The sequence below is a fragment of the Arthrobacter sp. 10T416 genome (assembly GCF_056394165.1).
This window is the reverse complement of the sequence record NZ_JBFTHI010000001.1, coordinates 538,248-563,009: the sequence shown is the minus strand read 5'-3', so window position 1 is coordinate 563,009 and position 24,762 is coordinate 538,248. Positions and strand designations below refer to the sequence as shown.

General features: G+C 67.2%; 22 protein-coding genes. 10 read left to right on the top strand and 12 right to left on the bottom strand.

Going from position 1 to position 24,762, the window contains the following annotated elements:
- Positions 1-35: 35 nt before the first annotated feature.
- Together nrdE and nrdF are read left to right on the top strand one after the other, a co-directional pair.
- Positions 36-2,156 carry a class 1b ribonucleoside-diphosphate reductase subunit alpha gene (gene nrdE, locus AC1DBE_RS02555; protein WP_476879812.1) on the top strand — a complete coding sequence of 707 codons (2,121 nt, stop codon included), beginning with the start codon at positions 36-38 and terminating at the stop codon, positions 2,154-2,156.
- Between the two features lie 89 nt (positions 2,157-2,245).
- Positions 2,246-3,220 (top strand): class 1b ribonucleoside-diphosphate reductase subunit beta, encoded by a 975-nt coding sequence (gene nrdF / locus AC1DBE_RS02550; protein ID WP_018761532.1) that lies wholly within the window; start codon positions 2,246-2,248, stop codon positions 3,218-3,220.
- A 152-nt stretch (positions 3,221-3,372) separates the two neighbouring features.
- On the opposite strand, the gene AC1DBE_RS02545 is transcribed toward nrdF, so the two are convergent.
- The 4 genes from AC1DBE_RS02545 to AC1DBE_RS02530 form a co-directional block, all read right to left on the bottom strand.
- Positions 3,373-4,647, bottom strand: coding sequence for a S53 family peptidase (locus tag AC1DBE_RS02545; RefSeq protein ID WP_476969498.1), 1,275 nt, complete (start codon positions 4,645-4,647; stop codon positions 3,373-3,375).
- A gap of 225 nt (positions 4,648-4,872) precedes the next feature.
- On the bottom strand, positions 4,873-5,646 hold the full coding sequence (locus tag AC1DBE_RS02540; RefSeq protein WP_476969497.1) for a hypothetical protein: 774 nt from the start codon (positions 5,644-5,646) through the stop codon (positions 4,873-4,875).
- Positions 5,647-5,675: 29 nt separating this feature from the next.
- Complete coding sequence (locus AC1DBE_RS02535; RefSeq protein ID WP_476969496.1) at positions 5,676-6,749, bottom strand: DNA polymerase IV; 1,074 nt, start codon at positions 6,747-6,749, stop codon at positions 5,676-5,678.
- A gap of 88 nt (positions 6,750-6,837) precedes the next feature.
- A complete protein-coding gene (locus AC1DBE_RS02530) occupies positions 6,838-7,593 on the bottom strand; it encodes a polysaccharide deacetylase family protein (RefSeq protein ID WP_476969495.1) in 756 nt (251 codons plus the stop codon).
- A gap of 268 nt (positions 7,594-7,861) precedes the next feature.
- Here AC1DBE_RS02530 and AC1DBE_RS02525 point away from each other — a divergent pair, with 268 nt between their 5' ends.
- A complete protein-coding gene (locus AC1DBE_RS02525; protein WP_476969494.1) occupies positions 7,862-8,581 on the top strand; it encodes an SDR family NAD(P)-dependent oxidoreductase in 720 nt (239 codons plus the stop codon).
- A 100-nt stretch (positions 8,582-8,681) separates the two neighbouring features.
- The gene (locus AC1DBE_RS02520) at positions 8,682-9,479 is read left to right on the top strand and encodes a dioxygenase family protein (protein WP_476969493.1); all 798 of its coding nucleotides are present in this window, start codon (positions 8,682-8,684) and stop codon (positions 9,477-9,479) included.
- Here the strand turns inward: AC1DBE_RS02520 and AC1DBE_RS02515 are convergent.
- The gene (locus AC1DBE_RS02515) at positions 9,476-11,914 is read right to left on the bottom strand and encodes an alpha/beta fold hydrolase (RefSeq protein WP_476969492.1); all 2,439 of its coding nucleotides are present in this window, start codon (positions 11,912-11,914) and stop codon (positions 9,476-9,478) included. The genes AC1DBE_RS02520 and AC1DBE_RS02515 overlap by 4 nt on opposite strands.
- A 69-nt stretch (positions 11,915-11,983) precedes the next feature.
- Here AC1DBE_RS02515 and AC1DBE_RS02510 point away from each other — a divergent pair, with 69 nt between their 5' ends.
- A complete protein-coding gene (locus AC1DBE_RS02510) occupies positions 11,984-12,616 on the top strand; it encodes a TetR/AcrR family transcriptional regulator (protein ID WP_476969491.1) in 633 nt (210 codons plus the stop codon).
- A 26-nt stretch (positions 12,617-12,642) separates the two neighbouring features.
- A complete protein-coding gene (locus tag AC1DBE_RS02505; protein ID WP_476879955.1) occupies positions 12,643-13,497 on the top strand; it encodes a 3-hydroxyacyl-CoA dehydrogenase in 855 nt (284 codons plus the stop codon).
- A gap of 28 nt (positions 13,498-13,525) precedes the next feature.
- Here the strand turns inward: AC1DBE_RS02505 and AC1DBE_RS02500 are convergent, their stop codons facing one another.
- Together AC1DBE_RS02500 and AC1DBE_RS02495 are read right to left on the bottom strand one after the other, a co-directional pair.
- On the bottom strand, positions 13,526-13,858 hold the full coding sequence (locus AC1DBE_RS02500) for a carboxymuconolactone decarboxylase family protein (protein WP_476879954.1): 333 nt from the start codon (positions 13,856-13,858) through the stop codon (positions 13,526-13,528).
- Between the two features lie 80 nt (positions 13,859-13,938).
- Positions 13,939-15,138, bottom strand: coding sequence for an MFS transporter (locus AC1DBE_RS02495; protein WP_476969490.1), 1,200 nt, complete (start codon positions 15,136-15,138; stop codon positions 13,939-13,941).
- 129 nt (positions 15,139-15,267) lie between these two features.
- On the opposite strand from AC1DBE_RS02495, the gene AC1DBE_RS02490 reads away from it, so the two are divergent.
- Positions 15,268-16,155, top strand: coding sequence for a helix-turn-helix transcriptional regulator (locus AC1DBE_RS02490; RefSeq protein WP_476879952.1), 888 nt, complete (start codon positions 15,268-15,270; stop codon positions 16,153-16,155).
- A gap of 4 nt (positions 16,156-16,159) precedes the next feature.
- On the opposite strand, the gene AC1DBE_RS02485 is transcribed toward AC1DBE_RS02490, so the two are convergent.
- Complete coding sequence (locus AC1DBE_RS02485) at positions 16,160-17,419, bottom strand: amidohydrolase (RefSeq protein WP_476879951.1); 1,260 nt, start codon at positions 17,417-17,419, stop codon at positions 16,160-16,162.
- Positions 17,420-17,587: 168 nt separating this feature from the next.
- Between AC1DBE_RS02485 and mscL the strand changes: the two genes are divergently transcribed.
- From mscL to AC1DBE_RS02470, 3 genes are all read left to right on the top strand, one after another.
- A complete protein-coding gene (mscL, locus tag AC1DBE_RS02480) occupies positions 17,588-17,995 on the top strand; it encodes a large conductance mechanosensitive channel protein MscL (protein ID WP_476879950.1) in 408 nt (135 codons plus the stop codon).
- A 209-nt stretch (positions 17,996-18,204) separates the two neighbouring features.
- Positions 18,205-18,426: a hypothetical protein gene (locus AC1DBE_RS02475; protein ID WP_476903321.1), complete on the top strand. Its 222-nt coding sequence runs from the start codon at positions 18,205-18,207 to the stop codon at positions 18,424-18,426.
- 195 nt (positions 18,427-18,621) lie between these two features.
- Entirely contained in the window at positions 18,622-19,308 is a 687-nt protein-coding gene (locus AC1DBE_RS02470) for a dienelactone hydrolase family protein (RefSeq protein WP_476969489.1), read from the top strand.
- Here the strand turns inward: AC1DBE_RS02470 and AC1DBE_RS02465 are convergent.
- The 4 genes from AC1DBE_RS02465 to AC1DBE_RS02450 form a co-directional block, all read right to left on the bottom strand.
- Positions 19,286-20,758 carry an AAA family ATPase gene (locus AC1DBE_RS02465; RefSeq protein WP_476969488.1) on the bottom strand — a complete coding sequence of 491 codons (1,473 nt, stop codon included), beginning with the start codon at positions 20,756-20,758 and terminating at the stop codon, positions 19,286-19,288. The genes AC1DBE_RS02470 and AC1DBE_RS02465 overlap by 23 nt on opposite strands.
- Positions 20,759-20,801: 43 nt before the next feature.
- Positions 20,802-21,845, bottom strand: a complete 1,044-nt coding sequence (locus AC1DBE_RS02460) for a Gfo/Idh/MocA family protein (protein ID WP_476969487.1) — start codon at positions 21,843-21,845, stop codon at positions 20,802-20,804.
- 118 nt (positions 21,846-21,963) lie between these two features.
- Positions 21,964-23,196: a hypothetical protein gene (locus AC1DBE_RS02455; RefSeq protein ID WP_476969486.1), complete on the bottom strand. Its 1,233-nt coding sequence runs from the start codon at positions 23,194-23,196 to the stop codon at positions 21,964-21,966.
- Positions 23,197-23,588: 392 nt separating this feature from the next.
- Positions 23,589-24,305, bottom strand: coding sequence for a family 16 glycosylhydrolase (locus AC1DBE_RS02450; protein WP_476969485.1), 717 nt, complete (start codon positions 24,303-24,305; stop codon positions 23,589-23,591).
- Positions 24,306-24,762: the final 457 nt, after the last annotated feature.

Here is a 24,762-nt window from a genome sequence, read left to right as displayed (position 1 = left end):
CCGAGAAGCACACCGTTCCGGGCGAGAAGCCCGCGCTGCCCGCCGCCTACCAGGGCCTGGGCTACCACGAGCTGAACGCCATGCTGAACCTTTACGGCGCCAACGGCGAGATCCAGTTCGAGGCTGACCGCGAGGCCGCCCACCAGTACTTCCTGCAGCACGTGAACAACAACACCGTGTTCTTCCACGACCTCGAGGAAAAGCTCGACTACCTCGTCAAGAACGAGTACTACGAGCGGGAAACCCTCGACCAGTACACGATGAACTTCATCCGCGAGCTCTTCAACCGCGCCTACAAGAAGAAGTTCCGCTTCGAGACCTTCCTGGGCGCGTTCAAGTTCTACACCTCCTACACGCTGAAGACGTTCGACGGAAAGCGCTTCCTGGAGCGCTACGAGGACCGCGTCTGCATGGTGGCCCTGCACCTGGCCCGCGGTGACGAGAAGCTCGCCACCCAGATGGTGGACGAGGTCATCGAAGGCCGCTTCCAGCCGGCCACCCCGACGTTCCTGAACGCCGGCAAGAAGCAGCGCGGCGAGCTGGTCTCCTGCTTCCTGCTCCGCATCGAAGACAACATGGAGTCGATCGGCCGTTCCATCAACTCCGCACTGCAGCTCTCCAAGCGCGGCGGCGGCGTGGCGTTCGCGCTGACCAACATCCGCGAGGTGGGCGCGCCCATCAAGCAGATCGAGAACCAGTCCTCCGGCGTCATCCCCGTGATGAAGCTCCTCGAGGACAGCTTCTCCTACGCCAACCAGCTCGGTGCCCGCCAGGGTGCCGGCGCGGTTTACCTGCACGCGCACCACCCGGACATCTACCGCTTCCTGGACACCAAGCGGGAGAACGCGGACGAGAAAATCCGCATCAAGACCCTCTCGCTCGGCGTCGTGATCCCGGACATCACCTTCGAGCTCGCCAAGCGGGACGAGGACATGTACCTCTTCTCCCCGTACGACGTCGAAAAGGTCTACGGCATGCCGTTCTCCGATGTCTCGGTCACCGAGAAGTACTACGAGATGGTGGACGACTCCCGGATCAAGAAGACCAAGATCAAGGCCCGAGAGTTCTTCCAGACCCTCGCCGAGATCCAGTTCGAATCCGGCTACCCGTACATCATGTTCGAGGACACCGTAAACCGGGAAAACCCGATCGACGGCAAGATCATCATGTCCAACCTGTGCTCGGAAATCCTCCAGGTTTCCCAGCCCACCACCTACCACGATGACCTGTCCTACGACGCCACCGGCAAGGACATCTCCTGCAACCTGGGTTCGCTGAACATCGCCAAGACCATGGACTCGCCGGACTTCGGCCTGACCATCGAGACGGCCATCCGGTCCCTCTCCGCGGTCTCGGACATGTCCAACATCACCTCGGTGCCCTCGATCGCCCGCGGCAATGACCAGAGCCACGCAATTGGCCTCGGCCAGATGAACCTGCACGGCTACCTTGCCCGCGAGCGGGTCCACTATGGCTCCGAAGAGGGCCTGGACTTCACCAACATCTACTTCTACTCGGTGGTGTACCACGCTGTCCGGGCCTCGAACCTGCTGGCCATCCAGACCGGCCAGACCTTCGGCGGCTTCGAGAAGTCCAAGTACGCCTCCGGCGAGTTCTTCGACAAATACACGGAGCAGGAATGGGTCCCGCAGACGGCCAAGGTTGCCGAGCTGTTCCAGAACATCCACATCCCCACGCAGGATGACTGGCGCGAGCTGAAGGCTTCCGTCATGGAGCACGGTATCTACAACCAGAACCTGCAGGCCGTCCCGCCGACCGGCTCGATCTCCTACATCAACAACTCCACCTCCTCGATCCACCCGGTGGCGTCCAAGATCGAGATCCGCAAGGAAGGCAAGCTGGGCCGCGTGTACTACCCGGCGCCGTACCTGACCAACGACAACCTGGAGTACTACCAGGACGCGTACGAGATCGGCTACGAGAAGGTCATCGACACCTACGCCGCAGCCACCCAGCACGTGGACCAGGGCCTGTCCCTGACCCTGTTCTTCAAGGACACCGCCACCACGCGCGATATCAACAAGGCCCAGATCTACGCCTGGAAGAAGGGCATCAAGACCATCTACTACATCCGTCTCCGCCAGCTCGCGCTGGAAGGGACCGAGGTAGAGGGCTGCGTCAGCTGCATGCTGTAGCAACCCTTCGCGGGTAAGTACGACGGCGGGCGCCCGCCCGCCGTCGTACGCTTTAACTTAGAGAACTAACCCAACATTGAGGGGATGACATGACCGAGAAGGTCAAGCTGCTTAGCCACGTCGAGGCGATCAACTGGAACCGCATCCAGGACGACAAGGACGTGGACGTCTGGAATCGCCTGGTCAACAACTTCTGGCTGCCGGAGAAGGTGCCGCTGTCCAACGACGTCCAGTCCTGGAACACCCTGACGCCGGCCGAGCAGCAGCTCACCATGCGCGTGTTCACGGGCCTGACCCTGCTGGACACCATCCAGGGCACCGTTGGCGCCGTGTCGCTGATCCCGGACGCGCTGACCCCGCATGAAGAGGCCGTCTACACGAACATCGCGTTCATGGAGTCCGTGCACGCCAAGAGCTACTCGTCGATCTTCTCCACGCTGGCCTCCACCAAGGAAATCGACGAGGCGTTCCGCTGGTCCACCGAGAACGAGAACCTTCAGAAGAAGGCCCAGATCGTCATGGACTACTACCAGGGCGACGATCCCCTGAAGCGCAAGGTCGCCTCCACGCTGCTGGAGAGCTTCCTGTTCTACTCGGGCTTCTACCTGCCCATGTACTGGTCCTCGCGGGCCAAGCTCACGAACACGGCCGACCTGATCCGCCTCATCATCCGCGACGAGGCCGTGCACGGTTACTACATTGGCTACAAGTTCCAGAAGGGCCTGGAAAAGGTCTCCGAGGAGAAGCGCCAGGAGATCAAGGACTACACGTTCGAGCTGCTCTTCGAGCTGTACGAGAACGAGGTCCAGTACACGCACGATCTCTACGACGGCGTCGGCCTGGCCGAGGACGTCAAGAAGTTCCTGCACTACAACGCCAACAAGGCCCTGATGAACCTCGGCTACGAGGCCATGTTCCCGGCCTCCGTCACCGACGTGAACCCGGCGATCCTCTCGGCCCTGTCGCCGAACGCCGACGAGAACCACGACTTCTTCTCGGGCTCGGGTTCGTCCTATGTGATTGGCAAGGCTGTTAATACTGAGGACGAGGACTGGGACTTCTAGGTTCCTCTTTCCACGAAACGCAGAAGGCCCCGCACGTTGTCACCGACGTGCGGGGCCTTTGTTTGGCGGCGCGTTAGGTTCCGCTTTTGCCTGCAATTACAGGGGTGGCCGGCAGCCGTGGACTGCCGGCCACCCGTGCGTGCGGATTGCGATTAGAGGCCCGCGACTCCGTTTGGCGAGCCGACGCCGGTAGGTCCGTCCCAGCCAGTGCCTGCCAGGCACCACTGCGTAGTCGGGCAACTGCCCGTGGAACCTGCGGTGACATCGTTGAAGCTGCTGGTGTGTGAATAGGGGAGAGAGTTGGCCAGCGTGGAGGAGTTCCCGGTGTTTCCTGAGAGTGCATACATGGCGGCGATCAGCGGGGAGGACAGGCTGGTTCCGCCGTACTGGGCCCAGGACGATGCGGTGCTGGTGGTCGGTGCATACACTGACAAACCGGTCTGCGGATCTGCAACGGCCGAGACGTCGGCCGAGGCGCGCTTGCTGCAGCCCGTGCCGAATGACGCCGCTGCTGTCAGAGCCGCATTAACACTGGAGCATCCGGATCCCGAACCGGACCATGCGGATTCGCCCCAACCCCTGGTGCTCGAGTCCTTGACCAAAGACGTGCCGCCTACTGCTGTGACGTAGCTCGATGATGACGGGTAGGACGATCCGGTGTAGCCATTGTCGCCGGTGGAGGCCGTCACTGCGATGCCGGGGTGGTTGTAGTAGGCGCCGTAGCTGGAATCCGCGGAGTCGCCGCCGCCGTAGCTGTTGGAGATAGCGGCGACACCCGGCTGCTTGGCGGCTGTGGCGACAGCCGTTCCGAGATTGGCCAGGCTGGCTGTTGATGCCTGGACTACAAGGATTTTGCAGCCCGGGCAGGCGGCAGACACCGCGTCGACGTCAAGGGCCGTCTCGCCAGCCCAGCCCGCGTCGAAGCGGGGAAGTTTACTGCCGCCGTTCTGGTCCATGATGGTTAGGCACTTGTTGCTGACAGTGCAGGCCGGCAGACCAAACTGGGCGCGGTAAACGCCAAGGTCGCGCTCGAGGTTCGGATAACCGTATGCGTCCACGATGGCCACGGTACGTCCGCCGGGGTTGAGGCCGGCGATGTTATAGGCGCTCTGAATATCGGCAGGAGTCTTACCGGTGGGCGGCGGCGTGGTGGAAGCGGGCTGGACCTTTCCACCCTGGGCTGCGTTTGCCGTGGCTGAGTCGTCGACAAGTTTTAGCGCAAAGCATGAGGCGTGACCGCTTGGAGCGTCGGCGCAGACTCTCTGCGCATGCCAGTTGGCGGATGGAGCCGGCTGGGCGTTTGCCGGCGGCGCGAACGACGAGAGCGCACCAGCCAACAGCAGTAAGGTCCCTGAGACGCTAAGAATTTTCTTCACAAACTCTCCCTGAGGATCAACGTGATCCGTGTTGACAAAACCTGTCAGCACGTCGTGACAGAGAGTGTCGCACTATTTGTGAGAGTTGTCACTCATTTATTTTTCGGGGGTGACTGCCCGTCCGAGAGCAGCGGGGGATCGGGGCCCCGCCGACCCGGTTTCGTCGCCCGGAAGCCAGTGGTTGGGAGCGGAAGCCTCGTGCGTCCCGGCACGAGGGTGGCTGCAGGTGCGGAAGTGCGCGGCCCACACCCATGCCGGCCGGGCTGCGGTTGCTGCCTACTCCCGGGGCACGCCCGCGGCGGACTCGGCTGCCTTCAGGGCCTCGCCGTACGCCGTGACCGCGGACCGGTAGGTGACCGTGCTGCCCTCCGACTTGGCCTCTTCGGCTTTCCTTCTGGCCCGGATCATGGCCGCAGTCGCGGGGAAGGCGGTATCGGACATGGCGGGGAAGTCGAACTGAAGTTTCGGGTCGACCTCGTAGGCCAGCCACCGGCTGTCAAGGGCCTTGTGGCGGGCGGCGACCGAGGTGAAGGCCTGGGCATCCACCGCCGATAGGGCGCCCAGGGCCGCGGGTGCAACGCCGGCGGATTCCGCGGCCTTCCAGGCGGCCTCACGCTGGCGCTGCAGGGCGTGTGCCGTCCCCAGTTCCCGGGGGTCTTTGAGCCGGTGTTTGAGCCCCATGTTGTTCTCGTAGATCCGGATCTCCTCCGGCGTCAGGTTGTCGAGCTCCCCGGCGCTTTTGCTCACGACGTCGGCTGGGCCTCTTCGGCTGGCGATGCTGCTGCTCGGAATGGGGAACAGGAATTTGCCGGCCAGGAAGCCGCCGGCCAGGACAGCGAGGACAACCCAGTCCGGTGCACCTGCGGAGCCGCTCGAGCCGGCAAGAAAGAAGCCGCCCACACTGGTGACCGCCTGGCCCGTGGTGAACGTCAGGCGGGTCTTCCTGAAGCGGCGAACCGTGCGATGCGTGGTGAGCTGCCTGTAATGATACGAGCGGGCATCAGCGATCCACTTGCGTGCTCGGTCAACCGGTTGCGGGCTTTCAGTCATGGTCCCGAGAGTACCGTGGACCACCGACGTCACCAGCCGCCGCGCGTCGGCGTGTGACCTTTCCGGGCGTCGTCGGGCATCGCCATCTCAGCCCGCAGGCCCAGGAGCCGGATGGGCCGGTCCGCCTCGATGGCGGCAGCGAGGTCCAGGCTCTGCGCGAGGATGGTATCCCGGTCAAAAGTCTCCGGAATCTTCCGGGCGTGGGTCTTCGTCAGGAACGGTGCATAGCGAACTTTCAGGGTCAGTCCAACGACCGGACGGCCCTCGGCCACAACATCCTCGAGGACGCGCGCTGCAAGGTCCCTCACGGCGTCGTCCACCTGGGCAGGGTCGGTCAGGTCCTGCTGGAAGGTGGTTTCCCGGCTGTGTCCCCGGGCGACCCACGGGGTCGCGTCCACAGTGCTGGAGCCGTCACCCCGGCCCAGCTCCGCGTACCAGGGCCCCATCCGGGGACCGAACTCGGGGACCAGGTCCTGGGGATCGGCCGCAGCGAGCTCGGCGACCGTCGCGATGCCAAGTTTGGCCAGCCGGCCGGAGACCTTGGTTCCGACGCCCCACAGTTCCTTGGTGGGACGGCCGCCCATAACCTCGAGCCAGTTAGCCGCGGTGAGGCGGAAAACCCCGGCCGGTTTGCCGAACCCGGTGGCCACCTTGGCCCGGACCAGGGTATCGCCGATGCCCACGCTGCAGTGCAGCTGCGTGCGCTCCAGCACGGCGGACTGGATCTGCCGGGCATAGGCTTCCGGATCAGCCGTTTGAACGCCGACGAAGGCTTCATCCCAGCCCAGCACCTGCACGGTGGCGCCCGGCTGCGTGCGAAGGGTAGCCATCACCACCTCCGACGCCGCGAGGTAGGCCTCCTGGTCGACCGGCAGGATCACGGCGTCGGGAACTTTCCGGGCCGCGATACGCAACGGCATGCCGGAGCCCACCCCGAAGGCCCTGGCCTCATAGGAAGCCGTTGACACCACTGCCCGTTCCGTGGGGTCACCGCGGCCGCCGACGATGATCGGCTTACCGGCAAGCTCGGGCCGCCGGAGCACTTCGACCGCCGCGATGAACTGGTCGAGGTCGACGTGCAGCACCCACGGGATTCCGTTCACGCCAACAGTCTGCCCTAAACCGTCCTGGCCGGCATCCGCCCGCCGGCGTTCCGGAGCAGGCATCGTATTTAAGCGCCCCGCAACCGGCCTACCGGATATGGAACGTTGCCAGGCCCCAGTAGATGAGCGCATTGCGGACACCCGGGAGCGCCTCAAGCGTGTGGGGGCCGGTCCCGTGCATCAGGATGACGCCGCCGGCCCGCACGCGGGGGGTAAAACGGTCCCCGAACTGTACGCGCCGGATGATGGTGGCGGCCGATGAGCCGTCCCAGTCCCGGGTGTCGACGGTCCAGAAGGCAGGGCGGCAGCCGGCGCGGGCCAGGGCGTTGTAGACCCGGAGGCTGAATGCCCCGGCTCCATAGGGAGGCCGGCACAGTTTGGGCGACGTGGTGGGAATGACGCTGCCGAAGCGGCGGACCTCAACGTAGATCTGGTTGGCGGTCATCCGTGAGTAGTCGCCGTGGTCAAAGCTGTGGTTGCCCAGCAGTTGGCGGGCTCCGATGAGCTGCGCGCGGTACGTCGGGTGGGCCAGCATGCACTTGCCCGTGAAGAAAAAGATTGCCTGCACGTTGTACCTGCGCAGCCAGTTGAGGAGCCCGGTGAGGCGGGCCTGGGTGGCGCAATCATCAAACGTCAGGCGCACGTTCGCGCTGTGCGCGTAGAGATGAAGGATGTTGGACTGGTCGGCGGCCGACAGGCGGGCCGCGGTGAGCAGCTGCGGCATCGGGTTCGTGGCCATCCTGACCACGGCCGGATGCACGGCGGCAGCGGTCGGCGTCGGCGTCGGGGCGTTAAACCCGATGATGATCATCAGAGGGACGAGCATCAGCCGCAGGATCTTCATGTGCGCAGCCACCTCATTCTCAGGGAACAACCCGCGATTAGCACGCGGATTGGAGCGTTCCCGATTCAAGTCTGAGGCCTGTGCTCCGGCAGCACTAGGGCCAAGCGTCCCGTCGGCGGACCTCCGGGGGAGAGGAGACACGCAACAGGATTCATTACTTGACTTTTCAAGTATTAGTGGGAAACTATATGCATACGCATATAAAAGCGTAGGGCGGGAGCGCCGACCCGGATGCGCCCGCAACATTGCTCATAGATTGGACTGACTCATGCAGCTCGAGAACAAGGTCGCATTCATCACCGGCGGCGGATCGGGGCTGGGATTGGCTACGGCCAAGACCTTCATCGCCGAGGGGGCGAAAGTCATGATCTTCGACTACAACCCCAAGTCGCAGGAAGTCGCCGACGAAATCGGCGCCAAGTTCTTCCAGGGTGATGTCTCAAAGGCTGAGAGTGTGGCAGCGGCGGTGGCGCAGACCGTTGCGGAGTTCGGCGGCGTGGATATCGCCGTTGCCTCGGCGGGCGTCGGAGGCGAGGGCGACGTGGTCACCTCGACCGTCGACAACTGGGAGCGCACCAATGGCATCGATTACTCGGGGGTGTTCTACACCAGCAAATACGTCATCGAGCAGTTGCTCAAGCAGGGCCGCGGCGGTGTGGTGGTGAACCTCGCCTCCATGTTCGGCCTTGTGGCGGTCTCGAACAACATCGCGTACTCCGCGTCCAAGGGCGGTGTGGTGAACATGACCCGCGCTGCCGGCACGATGTACGCCAAGGAGGGCATCCGCGTGAACGCCGTGGCCCCGGGTGTCATCCGCACCCCGCTCATCGATGAACCCACGCTCGAGCAGTACGCCGGCCTGCACCCGGCCGGCCGGGTCGGGGAGGCCCAGGAGGTTGCCGACCTCATCACGTTCCTCGCCAGTGACAAGGCGAAGTTCATTACCGGCGCCACCATTCCGATCGACGGCGGCTACACGGCTGTCTAGCCGGACGACCGCTGCAGCCCTGGCCGCGCTTCCTTTCGAGGAAGTGCGGCCATTCTTTTGACACTTGAACCTTCAAGTAAACGTGGATAGAATAGTTTCCATGACACAGACCACCGGCCGCCCTCCCGTCCTTTTCCTCAGCCATGGAGCGCCGCCCCTCGCGGATGACGCCACGTGGACCCGGGAGCTGAGCAGCTGGTCCGGCACTTTTGAGAAGCCGAAGGACATCCTTATGGTGTCCGCGCACTGGGAGAACGCACCGGTCACCCTGAGTGCCACGGAACGCAACCCCGGCCTGGTCTACGACTTCGGCGGGTTCGCGCAGAAGTACTACGACGTCACCTACGACGCCCCGCAGGCCCCCGTTCTCGCCGCCGAGGTGGCAAAGCTGGTAGCCGGCCACGGCCACCACATCGAACGTGACGAGACCCGCGGCCTGGATCATGGCGCATACGTTCCGCTCAAGGAAATGTTCCCCGAGGCCGACGTGCCGATCGTGCAGATGTCCATGCCCACCCTGGATCCGCAGGGCCTGTTCGACCTCGGCAAGTCCCTGGCGCCCCTGCGTGATCGCGGCACCCTCATCGTCGGGTCCGGTTTCACCACGCACAACCTGCGCTGGTTCAACCCCGCCGGCGGCCCGGACAGCACCCCGCCGTCGGTTTCCCGCGAGTTCGACCACTGGGCGGAGGAAGCAATGGCGCGCGGCGACGTCGACTCCATCCTCGACTTCCTGCACAAGGCCCCGGCCGCCCGCGAAGCCCATCCCCGCAGCGAACACTGGGCCCCGCTGTACGTGGCTCTCGGCGCCGCTTACGAATCCGGCGACCTGCACGCCAAAACGGCCATCGACGGGTTCTGGTTCGGCCTCTCCAAGCGCTCCTGGACGCTGACCTAAACTGTAGCCCGCACCTCCGGCCGGCCGGCCCCCGGCCKGCCGGTCGCCAGATCGCCGGGCGTGCCGCGCCGGGCAAGGAAGTCCTCAGCCAGGGCGGCGAACTCATCGGCCCGCTCAATCTGGGGCATGTGGCCGGTCTTGGGGAAGACGTGCGATTCCGCGCCCGGCAGCGACGCCAGGGCCGCCTCGAGGTGGCTGAACGGCAGGACGTGGTCGTGGTCGCCCCAGACCACCAGTGTGGGAAGGTCCAGCCGCGCCACCGCGTCCAGCAGGGCCGTCCGCCATTCGGCCCGGATGCCCGAGATTGTCCCGAGGTCGCGGGCGACGTCAAGGACTGTTTGGCGGTGCGGAGCCCGCTGCGACAAGGCAAAGGCATGGCCGATGCGGTCCTCGGTCACCAGCGTCCTGTCGTAGAAGATCGACTGGACGGTCCGGCGGGACGCCGTCGGGTCGGGGCGCATCAGCAGCGCCGCCAGCGGCCTGATCGCGAGCAGCCGAAGGGCCAGCGCCACCTCCTTTCCGAACCCGGCACTGTTTGCCAGCACCAGTGCGGAAACGCGTCCCGGATGGTCGGCTGCCAGCTTCATGGCGACGGCGCCGCCGAGCGAGTTGCCCATCACGGGCACCGGGCCGTTGACCCCGACGGCGTCGAGGAACGCGGGCAGCGCGTCGGCAAGCGCCGCCAGCGTCGTCCGTCCCGGCAGCCGGTCTGAGTAAGCGAAACCGGGCAGGTCAACACTGATCACGGTGTGCTTCGCCGCGAGCCGTTCGTGCTGTTCGCTCCAGTCGTCCAGGCTCTGGCCAATGCCGTGCAGAAGCAGGACAGGGTCGCCGCTGCCGGTCCTTCGGAACCGCAGCCGGGTCCCTCCGGCGTTGATGTAGCCGGTGCCCGGAAGCCGGAGCGGATCCGCGAATATCTCCGGGGTTCTGGCGGCGGCGCGCTGCCCGCGCCGGCCGAAGCGGACATGGTCCGTAAGCCTCCCGGCCCGAAGGAGTGCGAAGTCGCGGAAGTAGTTCTGGTGCAGCCGCCAGGGGGAGACGGCACCCTGCCGCGGCAACTGGTCCGCCCCGCGGAAGATGTAGCCGGCCTTGAGGTCGATCAGGGAGCCCAGCTCGGCGTTGACCACCTCGGCCGGGGCGGCCGGCGCCACCCACTGCAGGTCTTTGCGGTCCAGGTGCTTCAGGAGCCGGCAGATGTAGCCGGCCACGAGATCCGCCTTCAGCGTCCAGGACGCATTGGTGTACCCGACGGTGAGCGCAAAGTTGGGGACGCCGTCGAGCATCATGCCCTTGTAGGTGAGGGTATTTCCCACGTCCACCGGGACGCCGTCGACGCTCAGCGCCATCCCGCCAAGCACCAGCAGGTTCAGTCCCGTGGCCGTGACAATCACGTCGGCCGGGATCGAGCCGCCGGAGGCCAGCTCAAGGCCGTCGGGCGTGATCCGGGTGATGCTGTCGGTCACGATGTCGGCGGTCCCGGCACTGATTGCCCGGTAGAGGTCGCCGTTGGGAATGGCGCAGACCCGCTGGTCCCACGGCTGGTACGTCGGCGCCAGATGCGTGTCCACGGCAAAGCCCGCGGGCAGTTTGGCGACGGCCGACTTCCGGAGGATGGCCTTCATGGTCTCCGGCCTCCGCCGGCTGAGCTGGTAGGTGAACATCGAAAAGAGGATGTTTTTGGCCCGGACGACGTCGTAGGCCAGTTGCGCGGGCACCTTGCCGCGGAGCCGGTCGGCGAGGTGGTCCCGGGACGGCACCGGGGCAATGTAGGTGGGGGAGCGCTGCAGCATGGTCACCTTGGCCGCGGACTTCGCCATGGTCGGTACGAGGGTCACGGCGGTGGCTCCGCTGCCGATGACCACCACCTGCTTTCCGGTGTAGTCGAGGCCGGCCGGCCAGTGCTGCGGATGCACGATCGCTCCGGCGAAGCTGTCGGCCCCCTCGATGGCCGGGGTGAACCCCTCGTCGTAGCGGTAATAGCCCGAGCAGACCGACAGGAACGAACACGTGAAGGTAACGTTCTCCCCGGCGTCGGGAGCGGCGTCGGCACTGTATTCGCCGGCCGCCGTGCGGACGGCGGTCACCGTCCACAACGCCGTGTCACTGGACCAGTCCGCCGCGACAACCCGCGTGTTCAGGCGGATCTGCGGTTCGAGTCCCTCATCTGCGACGGTGGCGTGGATGTAGTCACGGATGGAGTCACCGTCGGCAATGGCTTTGGCGCCTGCCCACGGCCGGAAGGAGTAACCGAGTGTGTACATGTCGCTGTCAGAGCGGATGCCCGGGTACCGGAAGAGGTCCCAGGTACCGCCAACGGCGCCGCGTGATTCGAGCAGCATAAAGGTTTTCCCCGGAAGGTCACGCTTCAGCCGGCTGGCGAAACCCACGCCGCTCAGCCCTGCTCCGACAATCAACACATCCACGTGCTCGCTCATCCCGCCAAGGTATCGACTCACAGTCGAGAGAGTCAACACCGTGTTGATTGGGAGGGTTAGGATGGGCGCATGGCTCAACGAGGACGACGCAGCGCACGGGTCTCGGGGGACGAACGCCAGGACGGAATCCTCGTGACTGCCGAGGCTCTCCTAGGCGAACGGTCCTTCGATGACGTCTCGATCGAGGACCTCGCCCGCGGGGCCGGGATCTCCCGGCCCACGTTCTACTTCTATTTCCCGGGCAAAGACGCCGTCCTGCTGGCCCTCCTGGACCGTGTCATCACCGAAGTGGAGCACCGGGTGGGGGGCCTGCCGCGGGACTTCGACAGTGACCCCGCCGGAGCATGGACCCGGTCCATCGGCATGTTCGTCGAGGTGTTCGTTGCCCACCGCGGGGTGGCCACCGCAGCCATCGCCGCTCGGGCACGCAACGAGGAAGTCCGTGAGCTCTGGTCCAGGTCGATGCAGTCGTGGGTCGACTACTCCAGCGGCGTGATCCGGTCCGAGCGGATGCGCGGCGCCGCTCCGGAGGGGATCGACGCCCACGACCTCGCGGTCAGCCTGAACCTGATGAACGAACGGGTGATCACCGCCGTCCTCAACCGGGAGACCCCTGCCATCACTGAGGCGCACGCCCTCGAGGTCCTATCAACCATCTGGATCCGCAGCATCTACGGGTCCGATACACCGGGCCGCTCCTAGCGCCCGGCCCCGAAAGGAAGAACCGTATGCCCCCGATCAAGACCCTGACCGTGCTCGGCACCGGAGTGCTCGGCTCACAAATCGCCTTCCAGGCAGCCTTCCACGGCTTCGCGGTGACAGCCTACGACGTCGACGACGCCGCCCTCGAGCTGGCCCGGGGCCGGTTCGCCAGGCTCGCCGGCATCTACCACGCCAGCATGCCCGGCGCGGAGGAGGGCCGGGCCGGGTCGGCCCTGGAAAGCCTCCGGCTCACCGCTGACCTGGCCGAGGCCGCAGCGGATGCCGACCTTGTTATCGAGGCAGTGCCCGAGCTGCTCGAGCTCAAACGCGGGCTCTACCGCCAGCTTGCCGGGCTCGCCCCGGACCGGACCATTTTCGCCACCAACTCCTCCACGCTGCTGCCCAGCGACCTGAAAGACTCCACCGGCCGCCCCGACCGATTCCTCGCCCTCCACTACGCCAACAACATCTGGGCGCAGAACATCGCGGAGGTGATGGGTACAGCCGAGACCGATCCGGCGGTGTTCAGCGCCGTCGTCGAGTTCGCCCGGAACAGCGGGCTGGAGCCAATCGAGATCAGGAAGGAGAAAGCCGGCTATGTGCTGAACTCGCTGCTGGTGCCGCTCCTGAACGCTGCCGCGGGATTGTTGTTGGAGGGTGTCGCGGACCCGCGGACCATCGACAAGACGTGGCGTATTGCCACCGGCGCCCCCAGCGGGCCGTTCCAGATTTTCGACGTCGTCGGCCTGGGCACCGCCTACAACATTGCCGCGTCGTCACCGGCGGCGGGATCGCAGGCGTTTGCCCGGCACCTGAAGGAGAACTACCTCGACGCCGGCAAACTCGGTGTCGCGACGGGCGAGGGCTTCTACAAGTACTAGGCCAGGACGGCCGCCGGGTCCGGCATGACTACTTCCCGTCGGTAAAGAGCTGCTGGGCCACGCCCATCGCGGCCATACCCTGGGGCCAGCCGGCATAAAGAGTGACGTGGGTGATGGCCTCGATGAGCTCCTCCTGGGTGACTCCGTTCTCAACGGCGCGTCCGAGGTGGAAGCCCAATTGCCCGGTGTTGCCGGCGGCGGTGAGCACGGCCACAGTGATCAGGCTGCGGTCCCGTGCGGAGAGTTCGGGGCGGTTCCAGACGTCCGCGAACAGGACGTCGTCGGTGAGTTCGGCGAGTTTCGGGGCGAAGTCGCCGAACATCTTGCGGCCGCCTCCCACCTGCAGGGGTTGTTCAGTCATGATGTTCCTTTCATGGGGTGCAGCGCGCGGGCTGCCGGTTGGGGGTTAGGTTTGGGGCTGCCGGCGTGTTCGACGGCGGTTCAGAGCCGGCGTGGAAATGCTGAACGGCGGCCGTACAAGGTGACCAGGAGGGCTGCCGCGCCCAGGCCGACCATCACCACCGGCAGCACCGAGCCGTCAAAAGGAACCAGCAGAACAGCGCCCAGAATACCGGCGCCGAAGATCGCGAGGTTGAAGGCAACCGGCAGGAATGAGTTGGCGACGTCTGCGTTCTCGCCGCCCGCCGTCGTCAGCGGTCCCTGCAGCTGCGGGGCCGCACCGCCAAAGGCGACTCCCCAGAGCGCCGCGGCGGTCAGGACGGCCGGGGCCGAACCGTGCCCGGCCAGCAGGATGATTCCGGCGCTGACAAACGCGGCGACACTCAGGTGCAGCAGCGGGCGCGGGTAGCGGTCCAGCAGGGCCCCGGTCAGCCCGACGCCGAGGACGGAGGCGATGCCGTAGACCAGCAGCACGAGGTCGGCGGTGAGGCCGGTGCCCCCGGAACGGAGATACGGGGCGATGTAGGTGTAAAGGGTGCTGTGGGCCAGCATCCAGACGACGATGACGGCCAGGATCAGGGCGACGCCGGGCAGCCGGAAGACGCGGCCCAGCGGAAGGCGGGTGGTGGCTGGCTGCCCGGGGGCATCCGGGACAAAGGCGATGATGAGCCCGACCACGGCGAGCGCCAGGACCGACAGAGCGCCAAAGGACCAGCGCCAGTCAGACGCCGTCCCGATCCAGGCGCCCAACGGCGTGCCGAACGCGAAGCCCAGCGGGGCTCCGGTGGAGACGATGGCCAGCGACAGGCCGGCGTTCCGCGGCGGGCTGATACGGCGGCCGTAAGCGGCCAGCATTCCCCAGATGACGCCGGAGAACGCGCCGGCCAGGAAACGGGAGACGAGGGACAACGCGACATCGGGGGAGAGCGCGGTGACAGTGTTGGCCACCACGAGTCCGGCGATGCCGGCGAGCAGCAGCGGCTTCCGCCGGAGACCCCGTGTCAGGGTGATCGCCGGGATGGTCGCGAGGACGGTGCCGAGGGCGTAGGCGCTGACCAGCAGGCCCACGGTTCCTTCGCTGGTGTGCAGGCCCGCAGCGATCACCGGCAGGAGGCCGGCCGGCATGGTCTCTGCGCTGATCAGGACGAAGCCCATCGCGGCCAGGAGGATCAGCGCCCCCAGCGGCAGGCGCGACGGGGCGGAAGGCGGTGTGGATGGTGCACTGACGGTGGCGGTGGTCATGGGTCTCCTGTGTGCGCTGTTTTCCGGGTCCAACCAGTCAAGCGCCGTTTCCGCGGGCGGGGGAGTCACTGCTGAGGGGTGTACCGGGAGGGGACCCCTTGTCCGGTCGCCGCGGCATAATCTTGAAGCATGGATAACCGGGCCGAAGTACGAGAGTTTCTGATGTCGCGGCGTGCCCGGCTCACCCCGGAAGAAGCGGGCCTCGCAGCCGGCGGCAACCGTCGGGTGGCCGGTCTGAGGCGCAGCGAAGTCGCCCTGCTGGCCGACGTCAGCGTGGAGTATTACGCGAAGCTCGAGCGCGGCTCGATCGCCGGCGCGTCGTCGTCGGTGCTGGAATCGCTCGCCCGTGCCCTCCGCCTCGACGACGCCGAGCACGCGCACCTGCTGCACCTGGCCCGTGCGGCGGACGGGATCCCTACGTCCGGCCGGCAGCGGAAGCGCTCCGGCCAGCAAACGGGTCCGCGCCTCAGCCTGCAATGGGCCCTGGACGCCGTGACCGACGGCGTCGCCTTTGTCCGGGACCCCTACCAGAACCTCTTGGCCACCAATGAGCTGGGGCGCGCCTTCTACTCGCCGGTGATCGGCGACGGCGGCCGCACCCCCAATCTGGCACGCTTCCAGTTCCTGGACCCGGCCTCGCGGGACTTCTATCCCGACTGGGAGCTGTTCAGCGAGATGTGCGTCGGCATCATGCGCGCCGAAGCCGGACGGGACCCGCACGACCGGACCATGCAGGACCTCGTCGGGGAACTCTCCACGCGGAGTGAAGTGTTCCGAGCGCTCTGGGGTGCCCACAATGTCCGCACCCACGGCTCGGGAACCAAGCGTTTCCAGCACCCGGTGGCCGGCGAGCTGATCCTCGCGTACGAGGAGCTGGCCATTACCGCCGAACCGGGCCAGGTGATGATGGTCTACACCGCGGAGCCGGGCTCGCCCTCGGCGGAAAGGCTCCGGCTGCTTGCAAGCTGGAGTGCCAGCGCGGACCCCGCGGCGGAGCGCCACCGCACCACGAGTTAACCCGTCAGGCCCCGGGCACCGCGGAGGGGCCGGCCGGGGCTGCCGCGAGGTAGGACAGGGCGGCGACAACGTGGGCCTGGACGCCCAGCGACAGCGTCGGATCCAGGACGGGCGCGAAGAAGGGCGAGTGGTTGGCCGGAATGTCCTGCGGCACGGTGCCCGCCGCGACGGCGGCCCGGTACCTCACGGGGTCCACCCCTCCGAGCAGCCAAAACGTGTACGGCACCCCGAAGGCGTCCGGGATGCGGCTGAAATCCTCCGAGGCGGTCTGCGGCGCGGCGCGCAGAACCGCGTCCGGACCAAAATGCGCGGCGAACGCGGCGCTCACCCGGGCAGTGACCGCGGCGTCGTTGCTGGTCAGCGGAAACTGGTCGTAGTACTCGAAGTCGGGCTCCCGGGGCGACCCGGCCGCAGCACACTCGCCCCGGGTGATCCGCTCAATCGCCGCCAGGACGGTGCGCCTGACCTGGTTGTCGTACGTGCGGATGTTCAGCAGGAGGACCGCGCGGTCCGGAATGATGTTCGACGTCGTCCCGGCGTTCAGGGCCCCTACGGTGACCACCGCGAAGTCCCCGGGTTTGGTCTCACGCGCCACCACGCTCTGCAGCCGCAGCACGATCGCGGCGGCCAGCACCACCGGGTCCACCGCCATGTGCGGCATGGACCCGTGGGCGCCCTTGCCGTGGACAGTAATCCTCAGCGAATCCCCGGCCGAGAGGACCGGCCCGGCCGTGGTGGCCAGGGTCCCGGCCGCTATCGGCATCACGTGCTGGGCCAGGGCGACGTCGGGCCGCGGCACGCGGGTGACCAGCCCGTCGTCGATCATGGCCTGGGAACCCGCGCCGATCTCTTCACCGGGCTGGAACAGTGCGACGTAAGTGCCCGACCACGCCCGGCGTCCGTCCGCCATCAGCTTCGCCGCTCCCAGCAGGGTGGCGACGTGGACGTCGTGGCCGCACGCATGCATGGTCCCGGGCACCTCCGAGGCATAGTCCAGTCCGGTGTCTTCGGTGACCGGCAGCGCGTCCATGTCTGCCCGGGCCAGCACGGTGGGGCCGTTCCCGTTTGCCAGGACGCCGACGACGCCGGTGCCGCCGCACCGGGTCACGGCGTACCCGAATGCGGTGAGTTTTTCCTCGACCAGCCCGGCCGTCTGGTGCTCCGCGAGGCTGAGCTCAGGCCGCCGGTGCACGGCCGTGTACGTTTCGCGGATCCAGCCGAGTTCCCGGTCCAGGTCCGCCAGAACCAGCTCCGAACTTTCCATGCGCCCGCGCTCCTTTGCGGTGGGGGCGCCCGGCCGTCCGGGCGCCGCTGGCACTGTCCACCCTAGACCCGAGGGCGGCACGTGCGCCTTGGAGGCTAGGAGGCCAACACCCCAAAAATTTGGCGTCGGGTCGCCCATATCCCATTTTCGCGGAGTAGCTTGGAAATTATGTTGACCGGATTCAAGAATTTCATCCTGAAGGGCAACGTCGTAGACCTTGCCGTCGCTGTCGTGATTGGTGCCGCTTTCGGTGCAGTGGTCACGGCCCTAGTCCAAAGCGTCCTCATGCCTTTTATCGCGGGCCTGACCGGAGCGCACAACTTTGACAGCTTCGCCGTTGTTACCCTCAACGGCAACGACATTAAATTCGGTGTCCTCCTCACGGCCATCGTCAATTTCCTGCTCGTGGCGGCGGCCATCTACTTCGTGGTGGTCGCGCCGATGAACCACATGATTGAACGCCGCAATCGCCGGCTCGGCATCAACACCGAAGTCAAGGACGAGGCGGCCGAAGACCCGCAGATCGCCCTGCTCACCGAGATCCGCGATGCCCTGCAGCAGGACCGCCGGGTCTAGCAGCGGCGCCGGCCCCGCAGGGTCCGGATACGGGCCCTGCGGGGCGGCGGGGTCCTGCAAAATTGGTCCTGATTTTCCCATCAATTATGGCCGGCTCTGCGATAGCCTAGCCGTCAGGGGTGCCGGGAATTTCCCGGTATCTGCGCAGTCCCTGGTCCGCCCCCGCGGTGGGAACGCGCATATTTCCGCATCGACGAAAGGAAATGAACATGGCTGTTTCCATTGAATTGGGCAAGGCACTCGATAAGGCCTACGAGAATGCCAGCCTCGAGGAAGTTCTCTCCGCGCCGCCCTCAGCCCTCGCGGGGCTGACGGAAAAGCACGACGAGCTTCTGGCCGGCCTCGGCATCAAGACCATTCGCGACCTCGGAAGCAACAAATACTTCGCCACAGCCGGTGTGCTTGTGGCACTGTCCGGCAAAGTCGGCTAGTTCCGGCGGCATTCGGTTCGACCAACAGGATGACAGTCCGGCCGGGGTCCCGGCCGGACTTTTCTGTGCCCTGAGCGGGCACCTTGACTCTTCCCGGAGAATCCGAATCGCTGGTAGACCGGCGGGAACCAGTTTCGGCCCGAGGCTCCGGAGGCGGCCATGTCCGAGGTGTTCATTGGAACCAGACGCGGCCGCATGCCGGCCTACCTTGCCGTGCCCGCTGGGCCGGGACTGTGGCCCGGCGTCGTGGTCATCCACGACGCACTCGGGCTCAGCACGGATACCCGCGCCCAGGCGGACTGGCTCGCGGCCGAAGGATTCCTTGCGGTGGCGCCGGACCTGTTCCACTGGGCACGCCGGGCGCTGTGCCTGTGGGCGCTGATCCGCGGCTGGCGTCCCCTCGGCGAGCTTGACCTCACCCGCGCCTGGCTGGCAGGACGCCCGGATTGCACCGGCCGGGTGGGAGTGATGGGTTTCTGCATGGGCGGCGGTTTCGCCCTGATGCTGGCGCCGGACCATGACTTCGCCGCTGCCAGTGTCAACTACGGCGGACTGGATGAGGCGACGGCGGCGGCGTTACCGCGCGCCTGCCCGATCGTTGCCAGCTACGGGGCCAGGGACCGCTGGCCGGGGGTGCGGGGTGTGCCGGACCGGCTGGAACCGGTCCTGGCAGAGGCCGGGATCGCCCACGACATCAAGGTCTACCCCGGCGCAGGCCACGGCTTCATCAACCGGCACGGCCCGGCGGACCTGTCGGTGGGGGACCGTGTGCTGGCGAAGCTCGTGGCGGCCGCGTATCACGAGCCGTCGGCGGAGGACGCGCGCCGGCGGATCCTTGCGTTCTTCCACGAGCACCTGCTCAGCCCGGGAACGGGGCGCTGAACCCGCCCCCGGCACCCGGCGGCGGGGCAAAGGGCCCGGCACCCGGCGGCGGGGCAAAGGGCCCGGCGCCGGCTCCGCCGCCGGTGCCKAGCAGGCTGCGGGTGAGTGCCTCGCCGTCGGCCATCAGGTGTTCCACGGCCGTCAGCAGGTGGCCGTCCGCCACCGCGGTGCCGTCCATCGCGGCCGCCACGACAGCACGGCGGATCAGTTCCCGGGCAAAAGAAGCCGTTGTGTCCCCGGTCCGGGCGGCCGCCTCGTCCAGGGCGGCGTCGCTGAACGGAATGTCCCGGGCATACAGCTTGAGCAGTGCGACCCGCTCCGGCAATGCCGGCAGTGGTATCTCCACGGCAAGGTCCACCCGCCCCGGGCGCTGGGCCAGGGCCCGTTCAAGCATGTCCACCCTGTTAGTGGTGAGCACAAAGGCAACATCGGCGTCGCTGGCCAGTCCGTCCATGGCATCAAGGACCTCAAACAACAGCGGCTGCGGCCCGTGCCCGAAGCTGCGGTCCTCGGCAATCAGGTCACAGTCCTCCAGAACGACAATTGACGGCTGAAGCGCCCGCGCCATGGCGGCTGCCTCCGAGATCCGGGCGAGCGATCCGCCGGCCAGGAGGATGGCGGTGGTGTCCGCGCTTCGGCTCAGCAGATACCGCACCGTGTGGGTCTTGCCCGTGCCCGGCCGGCCGTACAGCAGGACGCCGCGCTTGAGGTGCTGGCCGTACCGGGCGAGGGTGCTCCTGTGCTCGGCAATGGCCAGGGCATGGTCCGAGACCCGCTGCAGCAGGCCCTCAGGAAGGACCACCTCGGACGCGGACAGCTCCGGCCGGGCATGGAAGGTCACGCCCGCTGCGCTGGGCCCGTATTCGCCCATGACCAGTGAGATGACCTGGCCCTTGAGGACGCTGTGATTCTGCATCCGACGGCGGAACTCCGCCAGGAATGCCGCGGCCAGGTCACTGGATCCGGCCAGCACCTCCAGGGATGCCGACTGCCGGCCGTACCGGGGGTTCGCGTCGCGTTGCAGCACTGCGAGCGGTCGGCCCTCGTAGCGGAAGAGCCATAGGCCCAGCGCCACAGCCTGCCGCTGCTCGTCCGGACCCACCGCGAGGTTGGTGTAGTCCGGCTGGGCCAGCGGAAAGTTGGGGTACTGCTGTGCCTGTTGCAGCATGTCGCTGAGGGAGTGGTGGTGGCGTTGGTCCCCGCCGCCGATGCCGGCCAGCCGGAACTGTGGGTCCGCGCCGGCGAGTTCCGCCAGCTGAATGTCGGCGTCCACGAAGCGGTGCGGCGGAATGTCCTCGACCACCACGGGTAGTGAACCCGCCGGGCTGTCCAAATGCGCGGTTAGCGATGGCAGGAGCTGTTCGCCCGCGGGTTCCCGGCGCTGCCCGGACTGTGCCAGCTGTACGAGCAGCGCGAAATCGTCGATGAACTTCCCCAGTTTTTCATCCATGGGCAGACCCTACCAGTACGCCTGCGGCCGCGGAGCGGAGCCCTTACCGGAGGTCGCTGGCGTACCTCAGGCCGATCCTGCCGCGCACTGCGTCGAGGGCCGCCATCACCGCGACACTTTCGCTGGGCGGGAGGATCTCATTGGCGGTCGCGCCGGCGGCAACCAGCCGTTGCAGCTCCCATGCCTGGTATTGCATGCCCCGGCCGGACACCGGCTCGTCGAAGCGTTCGACGACGTTCCCGCCGTCGTCGTACCGGGTAAACCCGGTGGGCGTGTACCAGACCGGGTCCACTTCGATGCTTCCGGCGGTGCCGATGACGGCGGCCCGGTTGGGGCCGGCGGTGTCCAGCGCGCAATGCAGCACCGCTTGCTGGCCGTCCGCGTACTCGAAGATCATGGCGGTCTGGCGGTCGACGCCGGTGGTGGTCATGCTGGCGGCCGCTTGGATGGTGGCCGGTGCGCCAAACACGTCGAACGCGAACGACACGGGATAGATGCCGAGGTCCAGCAGCGCGCCGCCGCCCAGCGCCGGATCGTTCAGCCGGTGGCCGGGATCCTTGGGGAGGTTCTGGTTGTGGTCCGCGATGACCGTGCGGACCTCGCCGAGGGCACCCGTGGTGATCAGCTCCCGGATCCGCACCATGTGGGGCAGGTAGCGGGTCCACATGGCTTCCAACGCGACCAGGCCCCGTGCCGCAGCGAGGTCCACGATCTCCTGCGCCTGGCCGGCGCTCATTGCGAAGGGCTTCTCGACCAGCACATGTTTGCCGGCCTTCAGAGCCAGCAGCGCGTGCTCATGGTGGAACGGGTGCGGCGAGGCGATGTACACCACGTCCACGGCGGGGTCGTTGACCAGGGCCTCGTAGCTGCCGTGCGCCGTCGGCAGTTGAAACTTGGCGGCGAATTCCTGGGCCGTTGCGGCGTTGCGGGACCCTGCGGCCTGGACTGTGAAACCGTGGTCCACGAGGTCGGACGCCTGCAGCCCGGCAATCAGCCCGGTGCCGAGGATTCCCCAGCGGAGGCCGCTTCCGGAGCCTCCCGGGCCCCCGGACCGGTCGGCGGGAGCATGGATGGCGGTTTCTGGCATGGCTCGGATCTCCTCGGACGTGGTCATTACGGCGGTTGGGTGCTGAGCGGAATACGCAACGGAACCGTGTCTGCATGCTAGCCCAGGTCGGCGCAGGCCCGCCCAGTGTTGTCGCGTGCTAGGTGCCCACCCTGGCCATGACTTTGTTGATGGTGGCAGCCAGCCCGCGTGCTGCCTGCAGGGCCGTGGCCTCGGAGCGGGCCTCGGTTTCCGCTTCCACGGAGAGAGTGCCCTTCCGGGCGGCCACCAGGATGTGCCGGACTCGGGATCCGCCGGAGACCCCGTAGGAGAGGGCATAACCCGTTTCACCACTGGTGTCGACCGCGAGGCGGCGGACGGCCGTCCAGGTACGGGAGGGCACTCCCGGCACCTTCTGCTCGATGACCTTACAGCCGGCGAACCCGGCGGCCCGGCGGTCGAAGGGCATCGCGGCCGATGGGCCCCGGGCAAACCGCACCAGCCGGAGGCTGATGTGCTCCGACGTCGGCAGTGCCGCCGGAATCTCCGCGACCACCAGGGGTGCGCCATGGAGCGTCCCGAGGTACTTCGTGTCGTCGTAGGTGCACGGAGGCGACGGTGGTCCGGGCTCAGGGCCGGCCGGCGCGTACCGGCCGGCGAGGACCCGGGCTTCGTCACCGTGCGGGCCGGTGATGTGCTGCAGGAGCCGGGCCAGGTGCTGCGGTGTCTCCTGCGGCAGAGGGGCCGGCGCTGGAGCGGGTACGGCCGGCGGGGCTGTGGGAGACGGGGACTCCGCCGGCTGGCCAACCATGCGCTTTCCGATCCGGAGCAGCGGTTCCAGCGCGGCCCTGAGTTCGACGTCGGAACTGGTAGCGGGTGCCTGCCGGCTCAGCCCGATCGTCAGGGAGCCTTTGAAGACCTGCAGGGCAAGTGTGGCCGGCGGCGGGGGAGTTCCTGCAGCGGCCGCGGGAACGGTGGCGGTGGCGTAAGCCTTCTCGCCCACCGCTGCCAGGGGGAGCAGCCGGACCGTGGAGGCCGGTCCGCTGCCGGCGGTCCGCCGGAACCGGGCGCACCTGCGCGCCTGCTCATCCGTGTAGGAAAAATCAGCGGCCTGTACGTCACTGCGGGGAGCGCTGCGGACCAGGACAAAGGCGAGGGCCTCCCTGGACCATTCTCCGGTCAGCGTCAGCACTCCGGCCGCAAAATGCATCCCAAGGTCGGCGCTGCTGGTTGGGGCGCTGTGCGGCCGAAACACGCCGCACTCGGCGGGATCGACGGCGGGGCCGGGCCCGGGCTGCGGCTGATTCTGGAGCCGGGAGCGGAGATCGTTGCTGTCCGCGACCCGGGCAGTCCCGTTGTGCGCGGTGTTGATGGCCGCGTCCATCAGGGCCATCAGTTCCTGGTCGGAGAGTACCTTCTCTGGTGCGGAAGCTGGCGGCCCCGTGGTGGTAGCGGGTGTGGAAGGCGCGGCTGTGGCCGGGGTTGCAGTGTGGGGGGCCGCAGTCGCCGGTGGCGGCGCGGGCGGCGGGGAGGAAGTGCAGCCGGCGGGGGCGACGGCGGCGAGGGCGGCGGCAACAGCAAACCGGCAGGACGATAACCTGCCCCGCCGCAGCGGGACGCGGGTACTTCGCATGGGTGCAGCGCCTGGACACACGGCTGGGCTCCCTGCCGTCGGAGGTTGTGCTCCATCCATGCTGGGCCCCGGCTGCCGCCGGTGCCAGAGGATTTGGGCCCGTCCGAGACGGGGCTGTCGTCCTAGTAGCAGTCGCTCTCGTTGCGGTCGCCCTAGTTGTAGACGCGCACCCAGTCCACGTTCATCTGGGACGGGCCGCTGGTTCCGGCGTCGGGGAACCAGTCGAGCTGCATCATCTGGCGCATGTCCACCGCGGGCTGATGACCGGGGTCCGGATCGTTGAAAGTCCTGACGCCGTCGACGTAGCCCGTGATGCCGGAAGCGGTCCACTCCACGGCGTAGTTGTGCCACTGTGTTGTGTCGACGGGCGCCGCCGCCGCGGACGGTCCCGTGGCGCCGCCGCATGCGTAGTGCAGCAGGAAATCCACGCCGGTCCCTTTGGCAGTGCCCGTGGCGTAGTCCACCTCTGCGCAATTCGGTGAGGTGTTGTTGCTGGGCCAGAGCAGGACCAGGGGCCGGTAGTGGGCATCGCGGGTGGTGGTCTTCATCCGGGTTTCCCAGCGGCCGTACTTCTGCGCACCGAACCGCGCCGCCATGGCGCCGGTCGCTCCGGTGGCGTCGCCGCGGACGGTGGCGACCCCGTCAGCAACCGTCCAGGCTTCGGGCCGCCGGTTGCCCAGCCCGGCGTGGCCCGGGCCGGTGGCAACGTTCCACTTCGTGGCGTCAGGCGCTCCGGCATAGCCGAATTCGTCTCCGGCAATCACCGGCCCCCACCGGTGAGCAGTGGCCGCCTCCGCGCCCTCTCCGGCCGCCGGTGCTGCGGGAGCGGGTACCGCGGGAGGTGCTGTCCCCGCCGGCTCGGGGGTCACAGCCAAGGAGCCTGGGACGGACGGTGCGGCTGACGTGGTCGGTGCCGCGGCAACTGGCCCTTTGGTGGCTGTGCCCGGGGAAGTGCTGTCGGTGGCGGAAGCGGCGGGCGAGTGCCCCGGGCCGCGAGACGATGGCGTCGACGCGCCGGTATTGGCGGGGGAGGTCGACGCCGGCGTGCCCGATCCTGCAGGGGACGAGGGGGACGCCGCGCCGGTGCTGGGGGCAGCGCTGCATCCGGCCAGGGACAGGGCGCCGAGCGCAGCGGTAATGGCGATTTTCTTGAGCAAGCTACCCCTCCGGGCTGTTGACGTGGCAAACGCTTCTCCGCACGGACCCCGCGGACCAGCCGTCAACGTTACCTGATCGTGACCTGCGCCTGCAATGCCGCACGCCGCCCGCAAGCCGGAAAAGAGCGCGCGAAATGGGGGCTGCGGGTCGCCGTCCAAGTGGTCCCGC